We start from the raw sequence: 21747 nt of genomic DNA, 5'->3' as shown, positions 1-21747 counted from the left end.
GGCTCAGAACGTTCTACATTGCCGCCAGCGGACCGGCTCGTCGTGGCCGGGACGCGGATTGAGCTGGATGCGCACGGTGCGCAGCGCGGGATAGCGTTCCACTTCCTTGCAGATCAGCGGCAGCACCTGTGCGTCGTCGCCGCTGCGGTCGATCACCAGCGTCATCTGGGTCTGCCAGATGCCGCGGATCACCCCGGGTGTCCTGGCCATGGCCTTGGAGATCGCCCGGCGATGGCCGGCTTCGGTGGCGGCGTCGGGTTCTGCGGCCGACGGCGCGGCCTCGGCCGCTGAGGTGGGGTGGGTTGCGGCGGTCGGCGCAGCGCCTGGCGCGGCGACCGGTGTCGGCTTGGGCGCGGCGGACGTGGCCGCAGCAGGCGCGGGCGCTGCAGGAGCGGTAGGAGCCGGGGTGGTGCCAGGCGCGGGCAGGGCGGCGCTGGACGCGGCATCGGCGTTGCGCTGCTGCAGCGCCAGCCCGCCCAGTCCGACCAGCAGGCCCAGGGTCAGCGCGGCCAGGGCGGCGATGGCGGTATGCCGCTGCGCGCGCCGGCGGGAAGCGCCGATCACGCCGTCCTCCAGTTCGCTGGGCAGGTAGCGCTTGAGCATCGGCCAGATGCGGCGGCCGTCGAGGATCTCCACCGACTGCTTGTCGGCGGCGGCGATGCCGTCGCGCTGCACTTTGCCCTCGGTGACCAGGATGCCGCCCTGCGCGCCCATCAGCCGCGCCGCCGCGCCCAGTTCGTTGACCGCGGCCGAGCCGATACGGTAGGCGCGGCCGTGCTTGCACGACAGCAGCCAGCGGGCGTCGCCGCGGGTCATCACGAAATCGCTTTGCGGTTCCAGCGCCGCATCTTCGTCGACCGCGTCGTGCAGGTCGCGTTGCTCGCGCATCGCGCGCCGCACCATGCGCGAAAAGTCGCGCCAATGCAGTCCGGCCAGGGCGTGCAGTCCGGCGGTGGTTTCGTTCTCGCGGCGGCGGACCAGCCACAGGTAGAGCGTGGCAGCGAGCCATGCTCCGACTGCCAAGACCGTTGCCACTATCCAGGAAACCATGCTCGTACCCGCGTAACGCTATTCGATGACGCCAGTTTATCGCCAGCGTGTCACGGCGCCGGCAAGGCGACAGCGGGGAACGGCGGACAGGAGAAGACCCGCCAGTCCGAAGCCGTGAGGGGAGGGGAGCAAACGGTCTTCAGGTGGACTGGCGGGTCCGTTCCGATTGTCGGAAAAAACCTGCTGCTTTGCAACAAAACGTCATTCGGACGCCGCAGGTGCCCCCGCGCGCTTGCGGCTGGCGCGTTTCGGCGCGGGGGCGGCGCTGGCGACGACCGGACCGGCGCGGCGCCGTGCCGGTGCCGGCTGCTTGGCCGCACGGGGCTTGGGTGCGGCGGTCTTCGCCGCTTTCTTGGCCGTTGGCGCCTTGGTCTGGGCCTTGCGTGCGCTGCGACCGCCGCCGAGGTTGCGCAGTTCGGCGTTCAGGGCGTCGACGCGCTCGACCAGCGTGCCGAGGTCTTCGCGGCTGGGCACTTCCAGCCGACGCAATGCGCGCTGCACCCGGTCCTCGAACACCTTTTCCAGCCGGTCCCAGGTATCGGCGGCGCGTTCGCGCGCCTGGCCGACCCGGTTCTCCACGACATCGCGCACCGCCTCCACGCCGCCGCCGGCCAGCTTGCGCGTGCTCTGTTCCAGGGTCAGGCCTTCCTTCACCAGGGTCTCGAACAGCTTGCCGCCTTCGGCCTGGGCGCGGCCGAACGCGCCGACGCCGGCCAACCACACCTGCTGCGCCGATTCGCCCAGGCGCTTGGACAGCTTTTCCGCCTGCGCCTGCAGGCCCTCGTCGCTCGTGGCGGTTTTCTTCTTGCGTGCGGACTTCTTCAGGGTGGCCATGGCGGTGCGGTTCCTTCGGCAGTTGGGTGGCTGGGTTCGAGACTCACGACGTTGGTTAGAGTAATCACACCAGCGCCGCGGTCGTGTCAGTCGGCGGGCGGCGATGGGCGCCGCGTGCGGCGGGTGGCGCGGCGCTTGGCGATGACCTGGTCGACGTCGTCGAGCGCGCGGCGCAGGCGCGCGGTGGTCTCGGTCATGCGCCGCGGCTGCACGTCCACGCCGTCGGTGAAGGTGCGATGGCGATCGTTGAGGATCTGGTGGCGCAGGGCGATGCCGTGCGCGGCCAGCATCGGCTCAAGCACTTCGGCGTTGCGGCGCAGGTCGGCCAGGGTGTTGCGGTAGGCCAGCTGGCAGACGCGGTGGCGCGCGGCATAGCTGAACAGATTGGTGAAGAACAGTTCGCTGTTGTCGGCATTGGGCTCGAACACCAACTGGTCCACCCGCGGGTATTGCCGCGCGTACTTCTCCAGGCCGACCTGCATGCGCGATTGCAGCAGGGTGCGGAAGGTCTGCGACAGCACCGCCGGCAGGCCGCCGCTGAGCAGGCGCGCGCGGTCGATCTGGCCGTTGCGGCGCGGCGCGTGGGTGGCGTCGTAGGGCACCAGCGGGTTGATCCCGATCATCAGGTCAATGCCGCGCTCCAGCAGCGTGGAGGCATGCATCGTGCGCCGCAGCGCGCCGTCGACGTAGTGGTGGCCGCCGATTTCCACCGGCGGGTACAGCCCCGGCAGCGCGGCACTGGCCTGCACCGCCAGCGAGATCGGCACCTGGTCCAGGCCCGGCTCGCCGAAGCGCACGGTGCGGCCGCTGTCCAGGTCCACCGCGACCACGAACAGGTCCGCGTCCAGCGTGCGGAAATCGTTGCTGCGGCCGCGTCGGCTGAACACGTCCTGCATGAAGCGTTCGACCCCGGCGTTGTCGAACAGCCCGCTCGGCACCAGGCCGCCGAAGCGGGTGATCAGGTCCGACCAGCGGGTCTTGCGCGGCTCGGTCAGCAGGTCGTGCCACCAGCCATAGGCGAGCTTGGGCAGGGTCGCGGCGCGGCGCAGGTATTCGTAGACGTTGGGACGCAGGAAATCCTCGGGCCGGAAATGCGCATCGTCGCTGTTGCCGGTGACGAAGATCCGGCAGATCTCGGCGCTGCTGATGCGATTGGCCAGCCCGGCGGTCAGGAACGCGCCGGAACTGACCCCGACGTAGCAGTCCAGCCGGGTCAGATCGAGCCCGTCCAGGGCATCGTCCAGCGCGCGCAGCGCGCCGAGTCCGTACATGCCGCCGATCGGGCCGCCGCCGGCGATGGCCAGGCCGATGCGGCCATGGGAGCGAGGGCGTGGCGAGGCGCTGTGGAGGGAAAGCATGCGCGGTCCGCAAGAGGCGTTGGCTGGAGTGTAGCCGAGCGGCATGAAGCTTGCGGTCGCGCGCGGCTGCCACCATCATCGGCGCCCATGGCGCGCAGCAATCCCGTCCTCGAACGACTCGGTCGCCGCTTGGCGTGGCACCAGGCCGTGCACGATCCGGTGCACGAGCCGCGCAATGCGCTGCGCTGGCTGCAGGAACTGCGGCGCTGGCAGTCGCAGCGGTTGGAGCGCAGCTTCGAGCACTTCCTGGAAGACCCGCAGCGGCGCCCGGCGGCGATGTTCTTCCTCACCGATGTCTATGGCGACCGCGATTTCAGCCGTCGCGACGCCGACATCGTCAAGGTGCTGCCGATGATGCAGCGGCTGATGCCGGCCACGCTGCTGGACACGGTCGCCGACGGCATCGAACTGGGCGTGCTGACCCACGCGCTGGACCTGCGCATGGCCGAGGCGCTGCAGGCGCTGGCGCCGCGCCGCAAGCGCCTGGACGACGCGCTCTACGCCGAGGCGTACCAACAGACCGGCCTGCGTCGCCTGCGCCTGCACCAGATCGACCTGATCGCCAGCGTCGGGCTGGGCCTGGCCAACGCGGTGCACACTCCCGGCGTGCGCATGCTGCTGCGCTTCGCGCGCGGCCCGGCCAAGGCGGCGGGCCTGTCGGAGCTGCAGGGATTCCTGGAGCGCGGCTTCGACGCGTTCTCCAAGCTCGGCGATGCCGAAGGCTTCATCGGCGACATCGAGGGCACCGAGCGCGAGGTGTCGCGGCGCCTGTTCGCCGGGCACCCGCAGCCGTTCGCTTTCGACTGAGCGCCGTGCTGTTCCTTCTCCCATCGGGACCATGGCCCCCTTTTCGGGGGAAGGTGGCGCGCAGCGCCGGATGAGGGTACGGGCGAAGCCTCGTGCACCCAAATCAGCGAGACGCTTTCGCGCCGGACCCTCACCCCAACCCTCTCCCAGTGGGAGAGGGGCTAGCGCTGTTCCTTCTCCCCTCGGGAGAAGGTGCCCCGCAGGGGCGGATGAGGGTACGGGCGTAGCCACGTGCTCCCGACTCCGCGAGACGCTTTCGCGCCGTACCCTCACCCCAACCCCTCTCCCGGTGGGAGAGGGGCTAGCGGCCGTTCCTTCTCCCACCGGGAGAAGGTGCCCCGCAGGGGCGGATGAGGGTACGGGCGTAGCCACGTGCTCCCAAATCAGCGAGACGCTTCGTGCCGTACCCTCACCCCAACCCCTCTCCCGAGGGGAGAGGGGCTATTGCTGCTCAGCCCAGCTTCTCGGCCAGCACGCGGCGGATCTCGCTTTCCACCGTGCCCTTCAGCGCCGACAGCAGGAAGCCCAGTTCGGCGGTGACGTGCACCTGCTTGGGCAGCAGCTCGATGCGCCCGTCCACGCCGGAGCGCGAGAACAGCAGCGCGTCGCCGTCCCAGCGCGATTCCAGGTCGAAACGTTCGGACAGCTTCTTGGCGGCGGTTTCGATCGCCTTGCGCGCCTGCGCAGGGGTCTTGTCGTGGTCGTGGCGGATGTCGATGCTGGACATGCTGGCTCCTGTGCGGGCATGCGGCCCGCGTAAACGATCAGGCATTGTGCGTATGCGCGGAGTGTTGTCCAGGTGCGGCGCGCTTCTTCAAGCGCGGGCAACCTGCTAGGCTCCCCGCCGTGCCCGACCTGCAAGTCCATTTCAGCAACCGCCAGCAACCCGACCGGCCCCTGCGCGCGGGCGTGCACCGCATCGTGCGGCAGGCGTCCGGGCATGTGCGCGTGGTCGACGACACACAGGGCGCGCTGCTGCTGGCGCAGTTCTGCCTGGACCGGCGCGGGCTGTGGCTGCAGGTGGCCAACGGCGCTCGCGGCATCCATGTGAACGGACGTCCGGTGCGGCGCATGGCGCTGTTGCGCGCCGGCGATGCGGTCTATGCCGATGGCGTGGAAATGGTGGTGCAGGGCGTATGCGAGCCGTTGCAGCGGCTGCCCGACGTGGCGGAGGGCGAGGGCGACGATCCGCGGCTGGTGCTGCGCGGCGTCGGCGGCCAGCACCATGGCCGCAGCTACACCCTGGACCGGGTGCGCAGCATCGGCCGCCTGCGCGACTGCGACATCTGCATCGACGATCCGGCCTTCGCCGAGCGCCACGCGCGCCTGGAGCGGCATGGCGAGCGCGTGCTGCTGCGCGGGCTCGGCGATGCGCAGACCCAGGTCAACGGCAATGCGGTACGCGATTGCTGGCTGCAGCCGGGCGACCAATTGGTGTTCGACGCGCAGCACCGCTTCGTGCTGGAAGTGCCGCAGGCCGCGGCCGGCGAGCCGCTGAAGCACGATCCGGCGAGCGGTCCGCCCGCCGCAGCGCCGGAAACCGCGCCACGCACGGCCACCGCGTTGCGCTGGCCGTGGCTGCTGCTCAGCGCCCTGCTGCTGGCGGCCGCGCTCAGCGGGCTGCTGTGGTTCGGCGCGCGCTAAGCGCCCGCCAGACTCGCCAGCCCAGCAGCAGCGCCAGGATCGCCGCGTACAGCAGCGGTTCGCGGATGTCCGACTTCACCAGCCACCAGAAGTGCAGCACCGCCAGCACGCCGATCGCGTAGATCGCCTTGTGCAGCTTGCCCCAGTTGCGCTTGAGCCGGCGCATCCAGCCCTGGGTGGAGGTGATCGCCAGCGGGATCAGCAGCAGCCAGGCGGTGAAGCCGACGGTGATGTAGGGGCGCTTGACGATCTCCTCGAAGATCTGCGCCCAGTAGCCGCGCAGGTCTAGGCCCAGGTACACGCCCAGGTGCACGCAGGCATAGAAGAACGCGTACAGCCCGAGCATGCGCCGGAAGCGCAGCAGCACCGACTGCCCGGTCAACTGCCGCAATGGCGTGATCGCCAGGGTCAGCAGCAACAGGCGCAGCGCCCACAGCCCGGTGCGGTGCTCGATCTCGGCCACCGGATCGGCGCCGAGCGCATCGCTGCCGGCCTGCCACACCTGCCAGAACTGCCAACCCAGGAACGCCAGCGGCGCCAACGCCAGCGCATGGACCACGCCCTTGGCCGCGATCAAGCCAGCCGAACCGGACTTCACGGCCATATCGCGATCGCCCAAGGCAAGCAACGCAGCTGCTCAACTCCTGAATCGCCTGCTTTTTCCGGGTCCCGAGTCCCGAGTCCCCAGGCCCGATCGTTCAATACCATTTCTTCAGATCCATCCCCGCATACATCCCCGCCACCTGCTCCGCATAGCCATTGAACGGGCGGGTCGGGATGCGTTCGGCGAACAGCTTGCTGGCCTTGCCGGCGATGCGCCGTTCGGTCTTCTGGCTCCAGCGCGGATGGTCCACCGCCGGATTGACGTTAGAGAAGAAGCCGTACTCGGACGCCTGCAGTTCGTGCCAGGCGGTTTCCGGCATGCGCTCGACGAAGCGGATCTCGACGATCGACTTGATGCTCTTGAAGCCGTACTTCCACGGCACCACCAGCCGCAGCGGCGCGCCGTTCTGCTGCGGCAGCGGCTTGCCGTACAGGCCGGTGGCGAGCAGGGTCAGCGGGTTCATCGCCTCGTCGATGCGCAGGCCCTCCTTGTACGGCCAGTCGATCGAGCGGTAGCGGATGCCGGGCATCTGCTGCGGGTCGGCCAGCGTGGTGAAGGCGACGTACTTGGCCTTGGAGGTCGGGGCGAAGCGCTTGAGCACCGCGGCCAGCGGCACGCCCAGCCACGGGATCACCATCGACCAGCCCTCCACGCAGCGCAGCCGGTAGATGCGTTCCTCCGGCGTGTTGCCCTTGAGCAGGTCGTCCAGCGCCAGCGTGCCGGGCTTGTCGCATTCGCCGGACACCTTCACCGACCACGGCGCGGTGCGCAGGGTCTTGGCCGCCTTCGACGGATCAGTCTTGTCGGTGCCGAATTCGTAGAAATTGTTGTAGCTGGTGACGTCCTCGTAGCGGGTCAGTTCTTCGCTGGTGCGGAAGCCGCTGCGTGCCTGTTCCGGGGTCACCACGGTCTTCGGCGGGGCCGGCGGTTCGGCGTCGGCGCAGCCGGCCAGGCCGATCGTCGGCAACAGTGCCAGGGCCTGCAGCAGGCGCCGCCGGTCGCGGTAGACCGCCTCGTCGGTGATCTCGCGGCTGGGAATGTTGAGTGCATCGCGCAACGACATGGCTGACTCCTGGGGGGCGGGCGACCGCTGACGGCTTCGACAACAGACTACGCTTGCGCCGGCGGAATGGATGCAAATGCAACCTAAATTCCCCGGGCCGCAAGCTGGTGCACTGCGGCATACTAGGCGTCTTGTCCGATAGGTGTCCCATGACGCGCGCGTTCAATTTCAGTGCCGGCCCCGCTGCATTGCCGGAATCGGTCCTGCGCCAGGCGCAGGCGGAGATGTTGGAGTGGAACGGCGTGGGCGCCTCGATCGTGGAGTTGAGCCACCGCGGCGCCGAGTTCATGGCGGTGGCCGCCGAAGCCGAAGCCGACCTGCGGCGCCTGATCGGCATTTCCGACGACTATGCGGTGCTGTTCCTGTCCGGCGGCGCCACCACCCAGCAGGCGCTGCTGGCGCTGAATTTCGCCGCGCCCGGGCAGACCGTGGACTATGTGGTGACCGGGCACTGGGGCAAGACCGCGATCAAGCAGGTCGCCCCATACGCCAACGTGCACATCGCCGCCAGCAGCGAAGCCGGCGGCTTCCATGACATCCCGCCGCGCGCCAGCTGGCAGCTCAACGCCGATGCCGCTTACGTGCACATCACCGCCAACGAGACCATCCACGGCGTCGAGTTCCGCGACGCGCCGGACGTGGGCGCGGTGCCGCTGTTCGCCGACTTCAGTTCCAGCATCGCCGCCGAGCCGATCGACGTGTCCAGGTACGCGGTGATCTACGCCGGCGCGCAGAAGAACCTGGGGCCGGTCGGGGTGGCGGTGGTCATCATCCGCAAGGACCTGTTGCAGCGCAGCGGCCAGCCGCGCGCGGACATCTTCGACTACCGCTCGCACGCCGCGCGCGATTCGATGCTCAACACGCCGCCGACCTGGAACTGGTACCTGGCCGGGTTGGTGTTCAAGTGGATGCTGGCCGAGGGCGGGGTGGAGGAGTTCGCGCGCCGCAACCAGGCCAAGTCGGCGCTGGTGTACGCGACGATCGACGGCTCCGGCGGCTTCTACCGCAACGAGGTGATGGCCGATGCGCGCTCGCGGATGAACATCCCGTTCTTCCTGCCGGACGACACCCTCACCGCGCGCTTCGTCGCCGAGTCCAAGGCGGCCGGACTGCTGGCGCTGAAGGGCCACAAGGCGGTCGGCGGCATCCGCGCTTCGCTGTACAACGCGATGCCGGTGGCCGGCGCGCAGGCGCTGGTCGCGTTCATGCGCGACTTCCAGCAACGCAACGGCTGAGCCATCCCCCCATGTAGGAGCGGCTTCAGCCGCGACCGGATGCTTCACGGGCTCCGGAACATCGAGGAACCACGATCCATGGCCGCAAAGCCGAAGAAATCCCCAGCCGCAGATGCGCAGCCGACCAAGCCGGCCAAGCCGAAATCCAGCGGCGCCGCCAAGCCCGCGGCCGCCGCGCCCGCGCTGGCCGATGTGCGCGCCAAGATCGACCAGATCGACCGCACCATCCAGGCGCTGATCGCCGAGCGCGCGCAGTTCGCGCACCAGGTCGGCAAGGCCAAGGGCAAGCTCGCCGCGGCGGTGGACTACTACCGTCCCGAGCGCGAGGCGCAGGTGCTGCGGATGGTGGTGGACCGCAACCAGGGCCCGCTCAGCGACGAAGTGCTGGTGCACGTGTTCCGCGAGATCATGTCCGCCTGCCTGGCGCAGCAGGAGCCGCTGAAGATCGGCTATCTCGGCCCGGAAGGCACCTTCAGTCAGCAGGCGGTGCTCAAGCACTTCGGCCGCTCGGCGGTGGGCCTGCCGATGGCGACGATCGAGGAGGTGTTCCAGGAAGTGGAGAGCGGCAACGCCGATTTCGGCGTGGTGCCGGTGGAGAACTCCGGGCAAGGCACGATCCAGGTGACCCTGGACATGTTCCTGACCTCGAACCTGAAGATCTGCGGCGAGACCGAGCTGCGCGTGCACCAGTACCTGCTGTCGCGCACCGGCCGGCTCGATGCGATCGAGCGGATCTATGCGCATCCGCAGTCGTTCGCTCAGACCGCGGGCTGGCTGCGCGCGCATCTGCCGAAGGTGGAGAAGATCCCGGTATCGAGCAATGCGGAGGGCGCGCGGCGCGCGCGCAATGCGGAGGATGCGGCGGCGATCGGCGGGGAGAGCGCGGCGCATGTGTATGCGCTGAAGAAGGTGATCATGAAGTCGATCGAGGACGACGACGACAACACGACGCGCTTCCTGGTGATCGGCCGGCAGATCTTTCCGCCGTCGGGGCACGATCGGACGTCGGTGCTGGTGTTCATCCACGACAAGCCGGGTGCGCTGTTCGATGTGCTCAGTCCGTTCGCGCGGCATGGGATCAGCATGAACCGGATCGAGTCGCGGCCTTCGCATCAGGCGAAGTGGGAGTATGGGTTCTTCATCGATCTGGCCGGGCATGTGGAGGACGAGGCGATGAAGCAGGCGTTGGCGGAGTTGAAGGCGCATTCGGCGCAGATCAAGGTGTTGGGGTCTTATCCGGTGGCGGTGCCTTGATCTTGCTGTGTAACTGCGACCGCTGATGCAACAGCAACAGCAGATGCAAAGGCAAAGGCTTTCGCGCGTTGCGCGACTTACTTTTCTTTGAACGGCCAAAGAAAAGTAAGCAAAAGAAAGGCCGCCCCGGTCGGGTCGCCCCGCGCTGCGCGCGGGGTCCGCGAGCAACCTGGGATTTTTCGATGGCACATCCATGTGCCAGCGAAAAACGACGCGCATCCTGCGCGCCGCCCCTGCGGGGTTTTTCCCAGGCCGCTCGCCGACCCTCAATGGGGGCCCCTGAAGAGCGCATGCAACAGCAACAGCAAGATCAACAGCAACGGCAAGTTTGACGGCGATAGCAAGAGCGACACTGGGGCCCGCTTGCGGGTGGCGACGGATATCTCAGGAACGGTGATGAGCAACGAGCAGTACTGGATCGCGACGAAGGGCTCTGCTTTGCAGGGGACGTTGAATGTGCCGGGCGACAAGTCGGTGTCGCATCGGGCGGTGATGTTCGCGGCGCTGGCCGATGGGGTGTCGCGGATCGATGGGTTCCTGGAGGGCGAGGACACGCGTTCGACCGCGGCGATCTTCGCCAGGCTCGGGGTCAGGATCGAAACGCCGTCGCCGTCGCAGCGGATCGTGCATGGCGTCGGGGTCGATGGCTTGCAGGCGCCGCAGGGCGAGCTGGATTGCGGCAATGCCGGGACCGGCATGCGGCTGCTGGCCGGGTTGCTGGCGGCGCAGCCGTTCGACAGCGTGCTGGTCGGCGACGCGTCGCTGTCCAAGCGGCCGATGCGCCGGGTGACCGAGCCGCTGGCGCTGATGGGCGCGCGGATCGAGACCGACGCCAACGGCGTGCCGCCGCTGCGCATCCACGGCGGGCAACCGCTGCACGGGATCAATTTCGTCTCGCCGGTGGCCAGCGCCCAGGTCAAGTCGGCGGTGCTGTTGGCCGGGCTGTACGCCGATGGCATCACCTCGGTGCAGGAGCCGCATCCGACCCGCGACTACACCGAGCGCATGCTGTCCGCGTTCGGCGTGGAGATCGACTTCGCGCCGGGCCAGGCGCGGCTGCGCGGCGGCCAGCGCCTGCGTGCCACCGATATCGCGGTACCGGCCGATTTTTCTTCGGCGGCGTTCTTCATCGTCGCGGCCAGCATCATTCCCGGCTCGGAGATCACCCTCAAGGCGGTCGGCCTCAACCCGCGCCGGACTGGCCTGCTCGCCGCGCTGCGGCTGATGGGCGCGGACATCGTCGAGCACAACCACAGCGAACACGGCGGCGAGCCGGTGGCCGATCTGCGGGTGCGCTATGCGCCGCTGCGCGGGGCGCAGATTCCCGAGGCAGTGGTGCCGGACATGATCGACGAGTTCCCGGCGCTGTTCGTCGCCGCCGCCGCGGCGCAGGGCCGCACCGTGGTCACCGGCGCCGCCGAACTGCGGGTCAAGGAATCCGATCGCCTGGCGGCGATGGCCACGGGTCTGCGCAGCCTGGGCATTATCGTCGACGAGACGCCCGACGGCGCCACGATCCATGGCGGTGCGCTGGGCGGCGGGGTGATCGAAAGCCACGGCGACCATCGCATCGCGATGGCATTCGCGATCGCCGGCCAGCTGGCCGATGGGCAGGTGCGGGTCAACGACGTGGCCAACGTCGCGACCTCGTTCCCGGGCTTCGACACGCTGGCGCGCGACGCGGGATTCGGGTTGGTCGCTGCCGGTTGAGGGACGACCGCGGCCCGCAGGGCGCAGGCCGCGCGGTGCGTGAATCGATCGCCGCGTCGCGGCGAAGCTGGCGGGCGCGCCGCTACGGCGCGCGCGGCGGATCGTTGGCGGGCGTCGCCGGAGCCGGGGCATTGGAGGGAACGTCGTTCGCGCGATCGCGGCTCAGCCACCAGCCGCCGGCCGCCACCACCAGCGCGACGACAAGGATCCATGCCCACGGCGAACCGCGATGGGCATGCGAACGTGCCTCGGCATGGTTTTTCCGCGCGTACAGCTCCTGGGTATCGTGCGGTCTGGACATGGTCGTGCTCCTGCGTCTTTAGGACGCGACCAGTCTTGCCTCGATCCGGTTCGGCGTGTGTCAGCCGCCCGTGAATGCGGGGCGCGCGCCGCAAGCGTGGTTCAGCTTACTGAGCCGGTTTGAAATCGAACGGAATCTCGAGGCTGCCGGCCACCGCCTGGCCCTTCTGTTGCGCCGGACGGAAGCGCCAGCGGCGCACGGCCTCCATCGCCGCACGGTCCAGTTCGCGCGAACCGCTGCGCTTGACCAGGGCCACGCCACCGGGGTTGCCGCTGGCGTCCACCTCGACCCGCACCACCACCGTGCCGCTGTCGCCGCGGCGCAAGGCCGCCGACGGATAACGCGGCGGCGGTTGCCCTTCCAGCGGCACCGGACGATCGCCCGGTGCCAGCGCGGTGGCGTTCGTCCCCGCACCTGCGCCTTCGGCGCCACCGGGCACCGGCGCCATCGCATCGGCGGGGGGCGGGGCAGGCGGTGCGGTCTCGACCAGCTTCGGCGTGTCCTCCGCGGCGGCCGGCTTGGCCTGCGGCATGTCGCTGGCGCCGCTGCCGGCGGGCAGCGGCTCGGGCAGCGGCTTGATCTCCGCCGTGTCCTGCTGCACCTGTGCCGGTTGCGGCTTGTAGAAGTCGTTGTCCTTGCGCCCGGCCAGCCACACCGCCAGGAACAGCAGCAGCCCGGCGCAGAACGCGATGCCGACGATCAGCAGGAGGCGCCGCGGCAGGCGCAGCACGATGCCGGTGTTGGAGGAGGGAGGCGATGTGGACATGGGACTCACCGTAGGGAACCGCTGGATTCTGGCATAGCCGCGGTTAATCGGTCGCGCAGCGCCTGCGCGTGGCCGGCGGCGGCCTCGCCGTTTCGGCAAAAGCGCGGCCGACAGGCGATAATGCGCGGCTCCGATCCATCCACGTGCCGCGCCCATGCTCGATCCCGTCCTGCTCCGCCAACAGCCCGCCGACCTCGCCGAGCGCCTGCGCACCAGTCGCGGCTACGCGCTGGACGTGGCCGCCCTGGAAGCCCTGGAGGTCGACCGCAAGCGCATCCAGGTGCGCACCCAGGAACTGCAGAGCCTGCGCAACAGCCGCTCCAAGGCGATCGGCCAGGCCAAGGCCAAGGGCGAGGACGTGGCCGCGCTGATGGCCGAGGTCGCCGGATTCGGCGACGAACTGAAGGCCTCCGAGCAACGCCTGGACGAGATCCGCGCGCAGCTGGAAACGCTGGCGCTGGAGATTCCCAACCTGCCGCAGGCCGACGTGCCGGCCGGCAAGGACGAGGCCGACAACGTCGAAGTGCAGTGCTGGGGCACGCCGCGCGCCTTCGATTTCGAGGTCAAGGACCATGTGGAGCTGGGCGCGCGGCATGCCTGGCTGGACGGCGAGACCGCGGCCAAGCTGTCCGGCGCGCGCTTCACCGTGCTGCGCGGGCCGATCGCGCGCCTGCACCGCGCGCTGGCGCAATTCATGCTCGACCTGCATACCGGTCCGCACGACTACCAGGAAACCAACGTGCCGGTGATCGTCAACGCCGACAGCCTGTACGGCACCGGCCAGTTGCCCAAGTTCGAAGAGGACATGTTCGCCACCCAGCTCGGCGAGCAGAAGCGCTATCTGATCTCCACCTCGGAAATCTCGCTGACCAACCTGGTCCGCGACGAGATCGTGGAGGCCGAGCGCCTGCCGCTGCGCATGACCGCGCATTCGCTGTGCTTCCGCTCCGAGGCCGGCAGCGGCGGCCGCGACACCCGCGGCATGATCCGCCAGCACCAGTTCGAGAAGGTGGAACTGGTCAGCATCTGCCGTCCCGAGGACAGCGCCGCCGAGCACGAGCGCATGACCCGCTGCGCCGAAGTGGTGCTGGAGACGCTGGGGCTGCCGTACCGCAAGGTGCTGCTGTGCACCGGCGACATGGGCTTCGCCGCGACCAAGACCTACGACCTGGAAGTCTGGCTGCCGTCGCAGCAGACCTACCGCGAGATCTCCTCGTGCTCCAACTGCGGCGACTTCCAGGCGCGGCGCATGCAGGCGCGCTGGCGCAATCCCGCCACCGGCAAGCCGGAACTGCTGCACACGCTCAACGGCTCCGGCACCGCGGTCGGCCGCGCGATGATCGCGGTGATGGAGAACTACCAGAACGCCGACGGCTCGATCAGCGTGCCCGACGCACTGCGCCCGTACATGGGCGGCCTCGACCGCATCGGTTGATGCCTCAGGCCTCGCCTGCGCACACGCAGCGGGGGCGGCTTCGCAGAATTGGCTGCAGACCACCGGTTCGATCGCTCCGGCGCATTCGGCCCGGATTCGCCTTTTGTGGGAGCGACTTCAGTCGCGACGGGCTCTACCGAGACACCCGCCGCCTGCACCCGCTCCCACAATGCACCAGCTGAAAAGCCTCTGCCGGGTGTCCAGAACCATGGCCGCTGTCCGGCAGCTCCGGGCGTACCAAGCGCAGCGCGGACTCCGCGGCCAGCCTGATATATCCGATCGCATTGGCGCACCGTCGACCAAGACGCCGCTGCCGGCTGATGCTTGAATCGCTTCGATCTCATCTGTTCCAGGCCAGCCGTTCCAGCCAGCAAGGCACGACCAGTGCGGAGAGTCGCGCACCGTCAGCTCAGGCAGATCCCGCCGGCCGATGTCGAACACGGGTGTAGAGCGACTCGGGCACTCGCCGCGCTCTTGTCCAGCCAAGCTGCAGGGTAGGGCGGGCAATACGACAAGAGCCCCGGTTGCACAGCCAGGATCGTTGTGGGAGTAGAATGAACCCAATGCGATTTCATTCATCGTTCTAAATATCGAAAGAACATGCACGATCTCAACGACCTTTACTACTTCGCGATGGTGGTCGACCACGGCGGTTTCGCCGCGGCCGAGCGCGCCCTGGGCATTCCCAAGTCGCGCCTGAGCCGCCGCATCAGCCAGCTGGAAACCGACCTGGGCGTACGCCTGCTGCAGCGTTCCACACGCCGCTTCGCCGTCACCGACCTGGGCATGAGCGTGCATCGCCACGCGCAGACGATGCTGGCCGAAGCGCAGGCGGCGCGCGAGGTGGTGGACCGGCTCAGCGCCGAGCCGCGCGGCTTGGTGCGGGTCAGCGTGCCGGTGTCGCTGGCGCAGATGCAGCTGCCCAAGCTGCTGCCGATGTTCCTCGACCAGTACCCGAAAGTGCGCCTGCAACTGAATATCAGCAACCGCCGCGTGGACATCATCAACGAGGGCTACGACGTCGCACTGCGCGTGCGCTCGCGCCTGGACGACGACGGCAGTCTGGTGATGCGCAGCTTCGGCCAGGTGCAGGAACTGCTGGTGGCCAGCCCTAAGTATCTGGACCGCGCCGGTCGTCCCAAGGATCCGGAAGAACTAGCCTCGCACGTCACCTTGAGCATCAGCGAGGACGAGGCGCGGCAGCGCTGGGAACTGCACGGACCGGCCGGCGAAGTGCGCCGCGTCGACCTGCAACCGCGCGTGGCCGGCTTCGATTTCCCGCTGCTGCAGTCGATGGTCAAGGACGGCTTCGGCATCACCCTGCTGCCGGAAACCGTCTGCGCCGACGCCGTGCGCAATGGCGAGCTGGAAGTGGTGCTGCCGGAATGGTCGCTGCCGCAGGGCATCTGCCACGCCGTGTTCGCCTCGCGCCGCGGCCTGTTGCCGGCGGTGCGCGTGTTCATCGACTTCCTCGCCGAACACCTGCCGCGGCAGATCGAGGCCTCGCGCCTGGATTGCAGCGGCTGCCCGGAGCGGATCAAGGTCAAGCATTCGACCCTGGGCGCGATGGCGGTCGAAGCCGGCTGAGCAAAACCCGCGCGGCCGTGCGAAAATGCGCGGCCGCACGCTGGCGCCGCACCGTGATGTTGGGCCAACGTTGCGCGATGACGTAGCGGCCGAAAAAGCAGAGCACTGCCGTGCGTGCGTTCGTCCAGCGTGAGGCGGTCTGGTTGCAATCGGAGAGATGGCCGAGCGGTTTAAGGCACCGGTCTTGAAAACCGGCGAAGGGTCAAACCTTCCGTGGGTTCGAATCCCACTCTCTCCGCCAATCCACGCCGATTTTCATGTCACCGCGCAGCATGGCGAAGCGCGATTTTCATGCCGCGGTCGGCGGTATCGGTGGCGGCCGCTCGACATTTTCGTGTTTCCGGACGATGGCGTCGCGATGATTGTGATGACCAACCTGGTCGGCGCCAATCCGCAGAACCTGATCGACACGATCGCCGGTAACTACATCGCTGAGCAGCCGCGATAGAGCGCATGCCGTCCGCTCATCGCAGGATGGGCGGTTGCCTCGATGTCCGGTTGCTGCCTGCTGGCGATCCACGGACACGGTTCTGCAGAAGAAGCCTGGGTCGACCGGCTGCTGCTCCTCTTCGCCTATGCCGATGGGGCTCTAGCCCATCCATCCCAGATGTCGGATGCGCGTCGCGCCACATGGCGGGGAATTCCCATTGGACCGTCATCTGCGTGGAAAGCCGGTATCCGGATTTTGCGTCGCGCGAGGTCAGGGAAATCTGACCCGACATCAGGCTTTGTCCTGATAACGTTGTCGCCGGCACGTCGCGATACTGCACCTGCCTGACGCAGGTACCGCCGCGCTTTCCTAGAGGAGCGAACAGGCTGGTCACTCGCCCTGCGTGCCGAGCCTTGAGTAAGCTCGGCGTGGTGTTTTTTTCGCCATGATGACAGCACCCTGCTGCTTACTTAGCGTGGTGTGAAATCTGGATGATTTGTCTACAGATTCTTGTTGCCCTGAACAATTCACGCCGCTAGTCTGATTGCGTGGCGTTCGCTGCGTTGGGGTTATACGAGATGGCCATCAGGGTTTTTCTGGTCGACGATCACGCTCTTGTCCGTACCGGCATGAAGCTGATCCTTTCGAATCAAACAGATATCGAAATCGTCGGCGAGGCCGAGAGCGGCGAGGCCGCGATGCCGCAGATCCGTCAGCTGAAGCCCGACATCGTGCTGTGCGATCTGCACATGCCCGGGGTCAGCGGACTGGAAGTGACCGAGCGCATCGTCAAGGGCGATCACGGCACCAAGGTCATCATCGTTTCGGTGCTGGAGGATGGTCCGTTGCCCAAGCGCCTGCTCGAGGCCGGCGCGTCCGGCTACGTGGGCAAGGCCGGCGACGCGCAGGAACTGTTGCGCGCGGTGCGCGACGTGGCGATGGGCAAGCGCTATCTCGGTGCCAATATCGCGCAGAACCTGGCGCTGGCGAACCTGGAGGGCGGCGGTTCGCCGTTCGACGCCTTGTCCCCGCGCGAACTGGAAGTGGCGCTGCTGCTGACCCGCGGGCTGCGCCAGGAAGACATCGCCAAGCGCTTGAGCCTCAGCGCCAAGACGGTCAACACGCACAAGGCGCGGCTGTTCGAGAAGGTCGGCATCCACGACAACATCGCGCTGGCGCGGCTGGCGACGCAGTACGGATTGCTGGATCCGGCGCATCCGTTGTAGCCGTAGCCGGCGTGCTCGCGTCATGCACAAAATAAAGCGACCCGACCGGTCGCTTTTTTTGTGCCGCACCGTATGCGTCCGGCGCGGCTTGGCGGTGCCATGGTGATCGTATCCCCTGGATCGACTGGACGAGGGCGTTACCTGTTCAAGATGGTGCAGGCCCGATTTTTCGGCCGCGGGGCGCGATGCAGGAAGCCGTCGCGACTGAAGTCGCTCCCACAAGTGCAGGTGTCGGTTCCTGATCGAATGCCTGCAAGGCAGCGTGCGGATGGCGCCTGTCGCGACTGAAGTCGCTCCTACAGGGAGCGGGGTCGGGATCTTTGGCTGGCTTGTGTATCGGGCAGTTGTGCGGCGAGTTGCCCGGCGAAACGATTGTCGTCCGGATGCCTGTGAGGTCGAGCCCTGGGGCGCGTAGGCGGGGATCGTGCGCGGACCACGTCCGCATCGTCTTGCGTAATAGCTGCAAGGCGCGCGGACGACAGGCAAAAAAAAGCGGCCCGAAGGCCGCTTTTTTCTGCTGCGAAGAACGGCGCCGATCAGCTGGCGCGTTCCTTGTGCTCCTTGTCGTCGTCGCCCTCGCTGTCGTCGCTCTTGGGGCGCGGCGGCTGGTGCTGGGCGACCGCGACCGGCGCATCCGCCGGAGGGGCGGGCGGTGCGTCGAACAGGCCGTTGCCGGTCGTATCGGCAGGCGCCGGTTCTGCGCTGCCGACATGGCTGCTTTCGGCGGCGTTCGACTGCGGGGTTGCCGCGATCGGCGCAGGTGCCGGTGTCGTCGGTTCGACGGCGGCGGGCTCTTCGGGGAAGGCGTCCAGCAGCGTGGTCTGCACCGGCATGTAGGCCGGCTTGCTGGGTTCTTCCTCGGCGAGCGGCGGCGCTGCCGGCGCGGTGTCCTGCTGCGGCTTGGTGACCGCCGCCGTGGACGCCGTTGCCGGTTGCTCGACCGGCGCAGCCGACGCTGCAACGGTTTCCGTTCCGGCGGCGCTTTGCGTCGTGGCGACCGGGACGGGCTGCTCGACGATCGGCGCAGGTGCCGGCTGCAGTGCGTCCTCGATGGTCTCCGGCGGTGCCGCTTCGGAAGCGGCCGACTCGGTGACGATCGACGGAGCAAGCTCCGCGGCAGGCACTGCCTCGGAACGCGCCGCTAGCGCCTCGCGGACGGGCGGCAGCGGTGCTGCCGCTGTCGGCGGCACCGTTTCTGCCTGCGGGGTGCCGACCGATGCCGCGTCGACCGCTGCCGTCTCGGCAACGGAGGGCGGAGTTGCGATCGCTGCGACTGCGGCGACTGGCGCGGCCTGCACCTGCGCGGTGCCGTCTTCGGTCTGCGGCGCTGCGGTTGCAGCCACCGGTGCGGCCTGCTGCGCCGGCGCGGTATCGCCCTCGGCCTGCGGCACCACGGTTGCAGCTGCGACGACCGGCGCCGGGGCGTTAGCGGCCTGCTCGTGCCGCGGCGGACGCGGCTCGCGCTTTTCCCGCGGCGCGCGCGGCGCCTGCTGCGGCTTGGCCTCGGCGGCTTCGGCCGGGGTGGTGTCGTCGTCGAAGTCGAACTCCGGCTGGCTGCGGCTCGGCGCCGGCGCGGTTTCGCCGTCGCTGTCGCTGTCGCCGGCATCCAGTTCGTTGTCGTTGTCGTCGAACCCTGCGCCCTCGCTGCCGCTGCCGGCTTCGCCGTTGCCGCGACGGCGGCGACGGCCGCCACGACGGCCGCGACGGCGGCGGCCGCCGGCCTCGCCGTTGGCGTCGTCGGCATCGCCGCTCTCGCCAGCCGGCACGGCCTGTGCGGTTTCCGCGGCGCTCTCGCGTTCATCGATGTTCGCCTGGACCACGTCCGGCTGCGCGACCGGTGCCGGCGCGGTGGTGGTGACCTCGCTGGTGGTCGGCGCATCGCTGCTCAACGCGGCGGCACCGCCGGCCACGGCGGCTGCCGCGATCGTGGTGGCGTCCTGCGCCACGGCAGCCGGTGCCGTGGCGGGCTTGGCCTCGGCCTCGTCCTGGCGCGGCTGGCGCTGCGGCCTGTCGCCCTGCAGCGCGGCCTGTGCCGGCTCCTGCTGCGGCTTGGGCTGGCGCGGCGGGTTCTGCGGCTGCTGCTGCTTCGGCGCCTTGGGCTGCTGCTGCGGGTTCTGCTGCTGCGGCTTGGCCTGCTGCGGCGCCTGCTCGTTGCGCGGCGGCTTGGACGCCAGGTTCTGCTGGCCGCCCTGTGCGTTGCCACCGCCATTGCCCGGACGGCGCTCGTCGCGGCGCACGTTGCCGCCGTTGCCGCGCGCGGCATTGCCGCCCTGGCCGCCGCGGCTGCCGTCGCGACGCGCATTGCGGTCGCCGCGGTCGTTGCGGTTGCGGTTGCCGTCATGGGCGCGCTGGCGCTGCGCCGGTTCGCTGGCGGTCGGCGCCGGGGCCGGGCTTTCGCCGGCACCGAAGATCCGCTTCAGCCAGCCGACCACGCCGGTGGCCGGAGCCGGGGCCGCGACCTGGGCGGGCGCCGGGGCCTGCACCTGCACGGGCGCGGCGACCGGTTCCTGCACGTCGGCCACTTCGCGCACCGGGGCCGGCTGCGAGTGCTTCACATTGGTCACCGCCGGCGCCGGAATGTTCAGCTGCGCCTTGGTCAGCGCATGCACCGGCAGCTTGCGCGGGGTGTTGCGCTGGTAGCTGGGCTTGGCGCTTTCCTCGCCGAGCTCGTTCTCGCGCAGGCGGGTCACTTCGTAGTGCGGGGTATGCAGTTGTTCGTCGGCGACGATGACGATCGGCGCGTCGTGGCGCTTCTCGATCTCGCTGAGCGCGCGGCGCTTCTCGTTGAGCAGGTAGTTGGCGATCTCCACCGGGGCCTGCACCAGCACCTGTCCGGTGTTCTCCTTCATCGCATGCTCTTCGGCGACGCGGATGATCGACAGCGACATCGACTCGACGCTGCGCATGCGGCCATGGCCGTCGCAACGCGGGCACACGATCTGGCTGGACTCGCCCAGCGACGGACGCAGGCGCTGGCGGCTCATCTCGAGCAGGCCGAAGCGCGAGATGCGGCCGATCTGCACCCGTGCGCGGTCGTACTTGAGCGCGTTCTGCAGGCGGTTCTCGACCTCGCGCTGGTGCTTGTTGGAGGCCATGTCGATGAAGTCGATGACCACCAGGCCGCCGAGGTCGCGCAGGCGCAGCTGGCGCGCCACCTCTTCGGCGGCCTCCAGGTTGGTCTGGAACGCGGTGTCCTCGATGTCGCTGCCCTTGGTCGCGCGCGAGGAGTTGACGTCCACCGCGGTCAGCGCCTCGGTCTGGTCGACCACGATCGAGCCGCCGGAGGGCAGGCGCACGCTGCGTTCGTAGGCGGCCTCGATCTGCGATTCGATCTGGAATCGGTTGAACAGCGGGATGTCGTCGGTGTAGTGCTTGAGCTTGCGCAGGCTCTGCGGCATCACCTGCTGCATGAACTCCTGGGCATCGCCGTACATCTCGGGCGTATCGACCAGGATCTCGCCGATATCGGCGCGCAGGTAGTCGCGCAGGGCGCGGATGATCAGCCGCGATTCCTGGTAGATCAGGAACGGCGCCGGCTTGGCCAGCGCGGCCTCGGCGATCGACTTCCAGACCTGCAGCAGGTAGTCCAGGTCCCATTGCAGCTCTTCGGCATCGCGGCCGACGCCTGCGGTGCGGATGATCACGCCCATGTCGTCGGGGATGTTCAGCTTGTCCAGCGCTTCCTTCAGCGCGGCGCGGTCCTCGCCCTCGATCCGGCGCGAGACGCCGCCGGCGCTGGGCGAGTTCGGCATCAGCACCATGTAGCGGCCGGCCAGCGAGATGAACGTGGTCAGGGCGGCGCCCTTGTTGCCGCGTTCTTCCTTGTCCACCTGGACCACCACTTCCTGGCCCTCGCGCAGCAGTTCGCGGATCGTCGCCTTGTTGTGGTCGACGCCGGCCTGGAAGTAGTCGCGGGAGATTTCCTTCAGCGGCAGGAAGCCGTGGCGCTCGCCGCCGTATTCGACGAAGGCGGCTTCGAGCGAGGGTTCGAGTCGCGTGATGCGGCCCTTGTAGATGTTGGACTTCTTCTGTTCCTTGGACGGCTGCTCGATGTCGATGTCGTACAGGGTCTGGCCGTCCACGATGGCCACACGCAGTTCTTCCGCCTGCGTGGCGTTGATCAGCATTCGCTTCATTAGTTGCGTTCCTCGCGCTGCTACCGCGCGGAACGCCATGGGGTTTCGCTTCTGGTCACGCTTCGCCGCCCATCGCGCAGGCGCGGGGAGGGCGGCTTGGGTTTCCAGCGCTACGACACCACGGCGAGCCGCGGGAGCGCTTCTTTCTTTTAGGTGGTTCAGGACCGGCGGCGACTCCAGCCAGGCTGGGCGCCGCACGGGGCATGTTCAGCGCGGACGCTTGTGGCGTCCGGCGATGGCCGGGTAGGCCGGTGAGCCGCTAACATGGCCGCCCCGGGGGCGGTGGTCGCGCACTGTGCCGGAATCG

At 68.6% G+C, this 21747-nt stretch carries 17 protein-coding genes and 1 tRNA gene; 9 read left to right on the top strand and 9 right to left on the bottom strand.

Annotated elements, in window-relative coordinates; all coding sequences use genetic code 11:
* Nucleotides 1-3: 3 nt before the first annotated feature.
* The 3 genes from NUG20_RS11925 to NUG20_RS11915 form a co-directional block, all read right to left on the bottom strand.
* Entirely contained in the window at nucleotides 4-1050 is a 1047-nt protein-coding gene (locus tag NUG20_RS11925) for a restriction endonuclease (protein ID WP_263394697.1), read from the bottom strand.
* A 201-nt stretch (nucleotides 1051-1251) separates the two neighbouring features.
* Entirely contained in the window at nucleotides 1252-1884 is a 633-nt protein-coding gene (locus NUG20_RS11920; RefSeq protein ID WP_263394696.1) for a phasin family protein, read from the bottom strand.
* 86 nt (nucleotides 1885-1970) lie between these two features.
* Nucleotides 1971-3242: a patatin-like phospholipase family protein gene (locus NUG20_RS11915; RefSeq protein WP_263394695.1), complete on the bottom strand. Its 1272-nt coding sequence runs from the start codon at nucleotides 3240-3242 to the stop codon at nucleotides 1971-1973.
* 87 nt (nucleotides 3243-3329) lie between these two features.
* On the opposite strand from NUG20_RS11915, the gene NUG20_RS11910 reads away from it, so the two are divergent.
* Entirely contained in the window at nucleotides 3330-4049 is a 720-nt protein-coding gene (locus NUG20_RS11910) for a DUF8198 family protein (protein ID WP_317852718.1), read from the top strand.
* Nucleotides 4050-4500: 451 nt separating this feature from the next.
* On the opposite strand, the gene NUG20_RS11905 is transcribed toward NUG20_RS11910, so the two are convergent.
* Nucleotides 4501-4776 (bottom strand): polyhydroxyalkanoic acid system family protein, encoded by a 276-nt coding sequence (locus NUG20_RS11905; protein WP_145706328.1) that lies wholly within the window; start codon nucleotides 4774-4776, stop codon nucleotides 4501-4503.
* 119 nt (nucleotides 4777-4895) lie between these two features.
* Between NUG20_RS11905 and NUG20_RS11900 the strand changes: the two genes are divergently transcribed.
* Complete coding sequence (locus NUG20_RS11900; RefSeq protein ID WP_263394693.1) at nucleotides 4896-5693, top strand: FHA domain-containing protein; 798 nt, start codon at nucleotides 4896-4898, stop codon at nucleotides 5691-5693.
* On the opposite strand, the gene msrQ is transcribed toward NUG20_RS11900, so the two are convergent.
* Nucleotides 5662-6297, bottom strand: a complete 636-nt coding sequence (gene msrQ, locus NUG20_RS11895) for a protein-methionine-sulfoxide reductase heme-binding subunit MsrQ (protein ID WP_263394692.1) — start codon at nucleotides 6295-6297, stop codon at nucleotides 5662-5664. The genes NUG20_RS11900 and msrQ overlap by 32 nt on opposite strands.
* A gap of 94 nt (nucleotides 6298-6391) precedes the next feature.
* Nucleotides 6392-7360, bottom strand: coding sequence for a protein-methionine-sulfoxide reductase catalytic subunit MsrP (gene msrP / locus NUG20_RS11890; protein WP_263394691.1), 969 nt, complete (start codon nucleotides 7358-7360; stop codon nucleotides 6392-6394).
* Nucleotides 7361-7509: 149 nt separating this feature from the next.
* Here msrP and serC point away from each other — a divergent pair, with 149 nt between their 5' ends.
* The 3 genes from serC to aroA all read left to right on the top strand — a co-directional run bounded on the left by serC (nucleotide 7510) and on the right by aroA (nucleotide 11559).
* On the top strand, nucleotides 7510-8595 hold the full coding sequence (gene serC, locus NUG20_RS11885) for a 3-phosphoserine/phosphohydroxythreonine transaminase (RefSeq protein WP_263394690.1): 1086 nt from the start codon (nucleotides 7510-7512) through the stop codon (nucleotides 8593-8595).
* A gap of 78 nt (nucleotides 8596-8673) precedes the next feature.
* Entirely contained in the window at nucleotides 8674-9849 is a 1176-nt protein-coding gene (pheA, locus tag NUG20_RS11880) for a prephenate dehydratase (RefSeq protein WP_263394689.1), read from the top strand.
* 393 nt (nucleotides 9850-10242) lie between these two features.
* Nucleotides 10243-11559: a 3-phosphoshikimate 1-carboxyvinyltransferase gene (aroA, locus tag NUG20_RS11875; protein WP_263394688.1), complete on the top strand. Its 1317-nt coding sequence runs from the start codon at nucleotides 10243-10245 to the stop codon at nucleotides 11557-11559.
* Between the two features lie 82 nt (nucleotides 11560-11641).
* Here aroA and NUG20_RS11870 read toward each other — a convergent pair whose 3' ends face one another.
* Complete coding sequence (locus tag NUG20_RS11870) at nucleotides 11642-11860, bottom strand: flagellar basal body-associated FliL family protein (protein WP_263394687.1); 219 nt, start codon at nucleotides 11858-11860, stop codon at nucleotides 11642-11644.
* 106 nt (nucleotides 11861-11966) lie between these two features.
* Nucleotides 11967-12626, bottom strand: coding sequence for an energy transducer TonB (locus NUG20_RS11865; protein WP_263394686.1), 660 nt, complete (start codon nucleotides 12624-12626; stop codon nucleotides 11967-11969).
* Nucleotides 12627-12780: 154 nt separating this feature from the next.
* On the opposite strand from NUG20_RS11865, the gene serS reads away from it, so the two are divergent.
* From serS to NUG20_RS11845, 4 genes are all read left to right on the top strand, one after another.
* Complete coding sequence (serS, locus tag NUG20_RS11860; RefSeq protein ID WP_263394685.1) at nucleotides 12781-14061, top strand: serine--tRNA ligase; 1281 nt, start codon at nucleotides 12781-12783, stop codon at nucleotides 14059-14061.
* A gap of 600 nt (nucleotides 14062-14661) precedes the next feature.
* Nucleotides 14662-15648, top strand: coding sequence for a LysR family transcriptional regulator (locus NUG20_RS11855; protein ID WP_179564979.1), 987 nt, complete (start codon nucleotides 14662-14664; stop codon nucleotides 15646-15648).
* Between the two features lie 151 nt (nucleotides 15649-15799).
* A tRNA-Ser gene (locus NUG20_RS11850) sits at nucleotides 15800-15889 on the top strand.
* 767 nt (nucleotides 15890-16656) lie between these two features.
* A complete protein-coding gene (locus NUG20_RS11845; protein WP_145706360.1) occupies nucleotides 16657-17304 on the top strand; it encodes a response regulator in 648 nt (215 codons plus the stop codon).
* A 536-nt stretch (nucleotides 17305-17840) separates the two neighbouring features.
* Here NUG20_RS11845 and NUG20_RS11840 read toward each other — a convergent pair.
* Nucleotides 17841-21440 carry an Rne/Rng family ribonuclease gene (locus NUG20_RS11840; protein WP_263394684.1) on the bottom strand — a complete coding sequence of 1200 codons (3600 nt, stop codon included), beginning with the start codon at nucleotides 21438-21440 and terminating at the stop codon, nucleotides 17841-17843.
* Nucleotides 21441-21747 lie beyond the last annotated feature (307 nt).

It is taken from the genome of Xanthomonas sp. CFBP 8443 (genome assembly GCF_025666195.1).
In the GTDB taxonomy this organism is placed as follows: Bacteria; Pseudomonadota; Gammaproteobacteria; order Xanthomonadales; family Xanthomonadaceae; genus Xanthomonas_A.
Note: the sequence above shows the minus strand (reverse complement) of the source record. Positions and strands in the feature narration are given on the sequence as shown.

What these genes read in the sequence shown, in the direction of transcription:
- NUG20_RS11925 (WP_263394697.1), bottom strand. Translation starts at nt 1,050, where the DNA reads ATGGTTTCCTGGATAGTGGCAACGGTCTTGGCAGTCGGAGCATGGCTC.
- NUG20_RS11920 (WP_263394696.1), bottom strand. Translation starts at nt 1,884, where the DNA reads ATGGCCACCCTGAAGAAGTCCGCACGCAAGAAGAAAACCGCCACGAGC.
- NUG20_RS11915 (WP_263394695.1), bottom strand. Translation starts at nt 3,242, where the DNA reads ATGCTTTCCCTCCACAGCGCCTCGCCACGCCCTCGCTCCCATGGCCGC.
- NUG20_RS11910 (WP_317852718.1), top strand. Translation starts at nt 3,330, where the DNA reads ATGGCGCGCAGCAATCCCGTCCTCGAACGACTCGGTCGCCGCTTGGCG.
- NUG20_RS11905 (WP_145706328.1), bottom strand. Translation starts at nt 4,776, where the DNA reads ATGTCCAGCATCGACATCCGCCACGACCACGACAAGACCCCTGCGCAG.
- msrQ (WP_263394692.1), bottom strand. Translation starts at nt 6,297, where the DNA reads ATGGCCGTGAAGTCCGGTTCGGCTGGCTTGATCGCGGCCAAGGGCGTG.
- msrP (WP_263394691.1), bottom strand. Translation starts at nt 7,360, where the DNA reads ATGTCGTTGCGCGATGCACTCAACATTCCCAGCCGCGAGATCACCGAC.
- serC (WP_263394690.1), top strand. Translation starts at nt 7,510, where the DNA reads ATGACGCGCGCGTTCAATTTCAGTGCCGGCCCCGCTGCATTGCCGGAA.
- pheA (WP_263394689.1), top strand. Translation starts at nt 8,674, where the DNA reads ATGGCCGCAAAGCCGAAGAAATCCCCAGCCGCAGATGCGCAGCCGACC.
- NUG20_RS11870 (WP_263394687.1), bottom strand. Translation starts at nt 11,860, where the DNA reads ATGTCCAGACCGCACGATACCCAGGAGCTGTACGCGCGGAAAAACCAT.
- NUG20_RS11865 (WP_263394686.1), bottom strand. Translation starts at nt 12,626, where the DNA reads ATGTCCACATCGCCTCCCTCCTCCAACACCGGCATCGTGCTGCGCCTG.
- serS (WP_263394685.1), top strand. Translation starts at nt 12,781, where the DNA reads ATGCTCGATCCCGTCCTGCTCCGCCAACAGCCCGCCGACCTCGCCGAG.
- NUG20_RS11855 (WP_179564979.1), top strand. Translation starts at nt 14,662, where the DNA reads ATGCACGATCTCAACGACCTTTACTACTTCGCGATGGTGGTCGACCAC.
- NUG20_RS11845 (WP_145706360.1), top strand. Translation starts at nt 16,657, where the DNA reads ATGGCCATCAGGGTTTTTCTGGTCGACGATCACGCTCTTGTCCGTACC.
- NUG20_RS11840 (WP_263394684.1), bottom strand. Translation starts at nt 21,440, where the DNA reads ATGAAGCGAATGCTGATCAACGCCACGCAGGCGGAAGAACTGCGTGTG.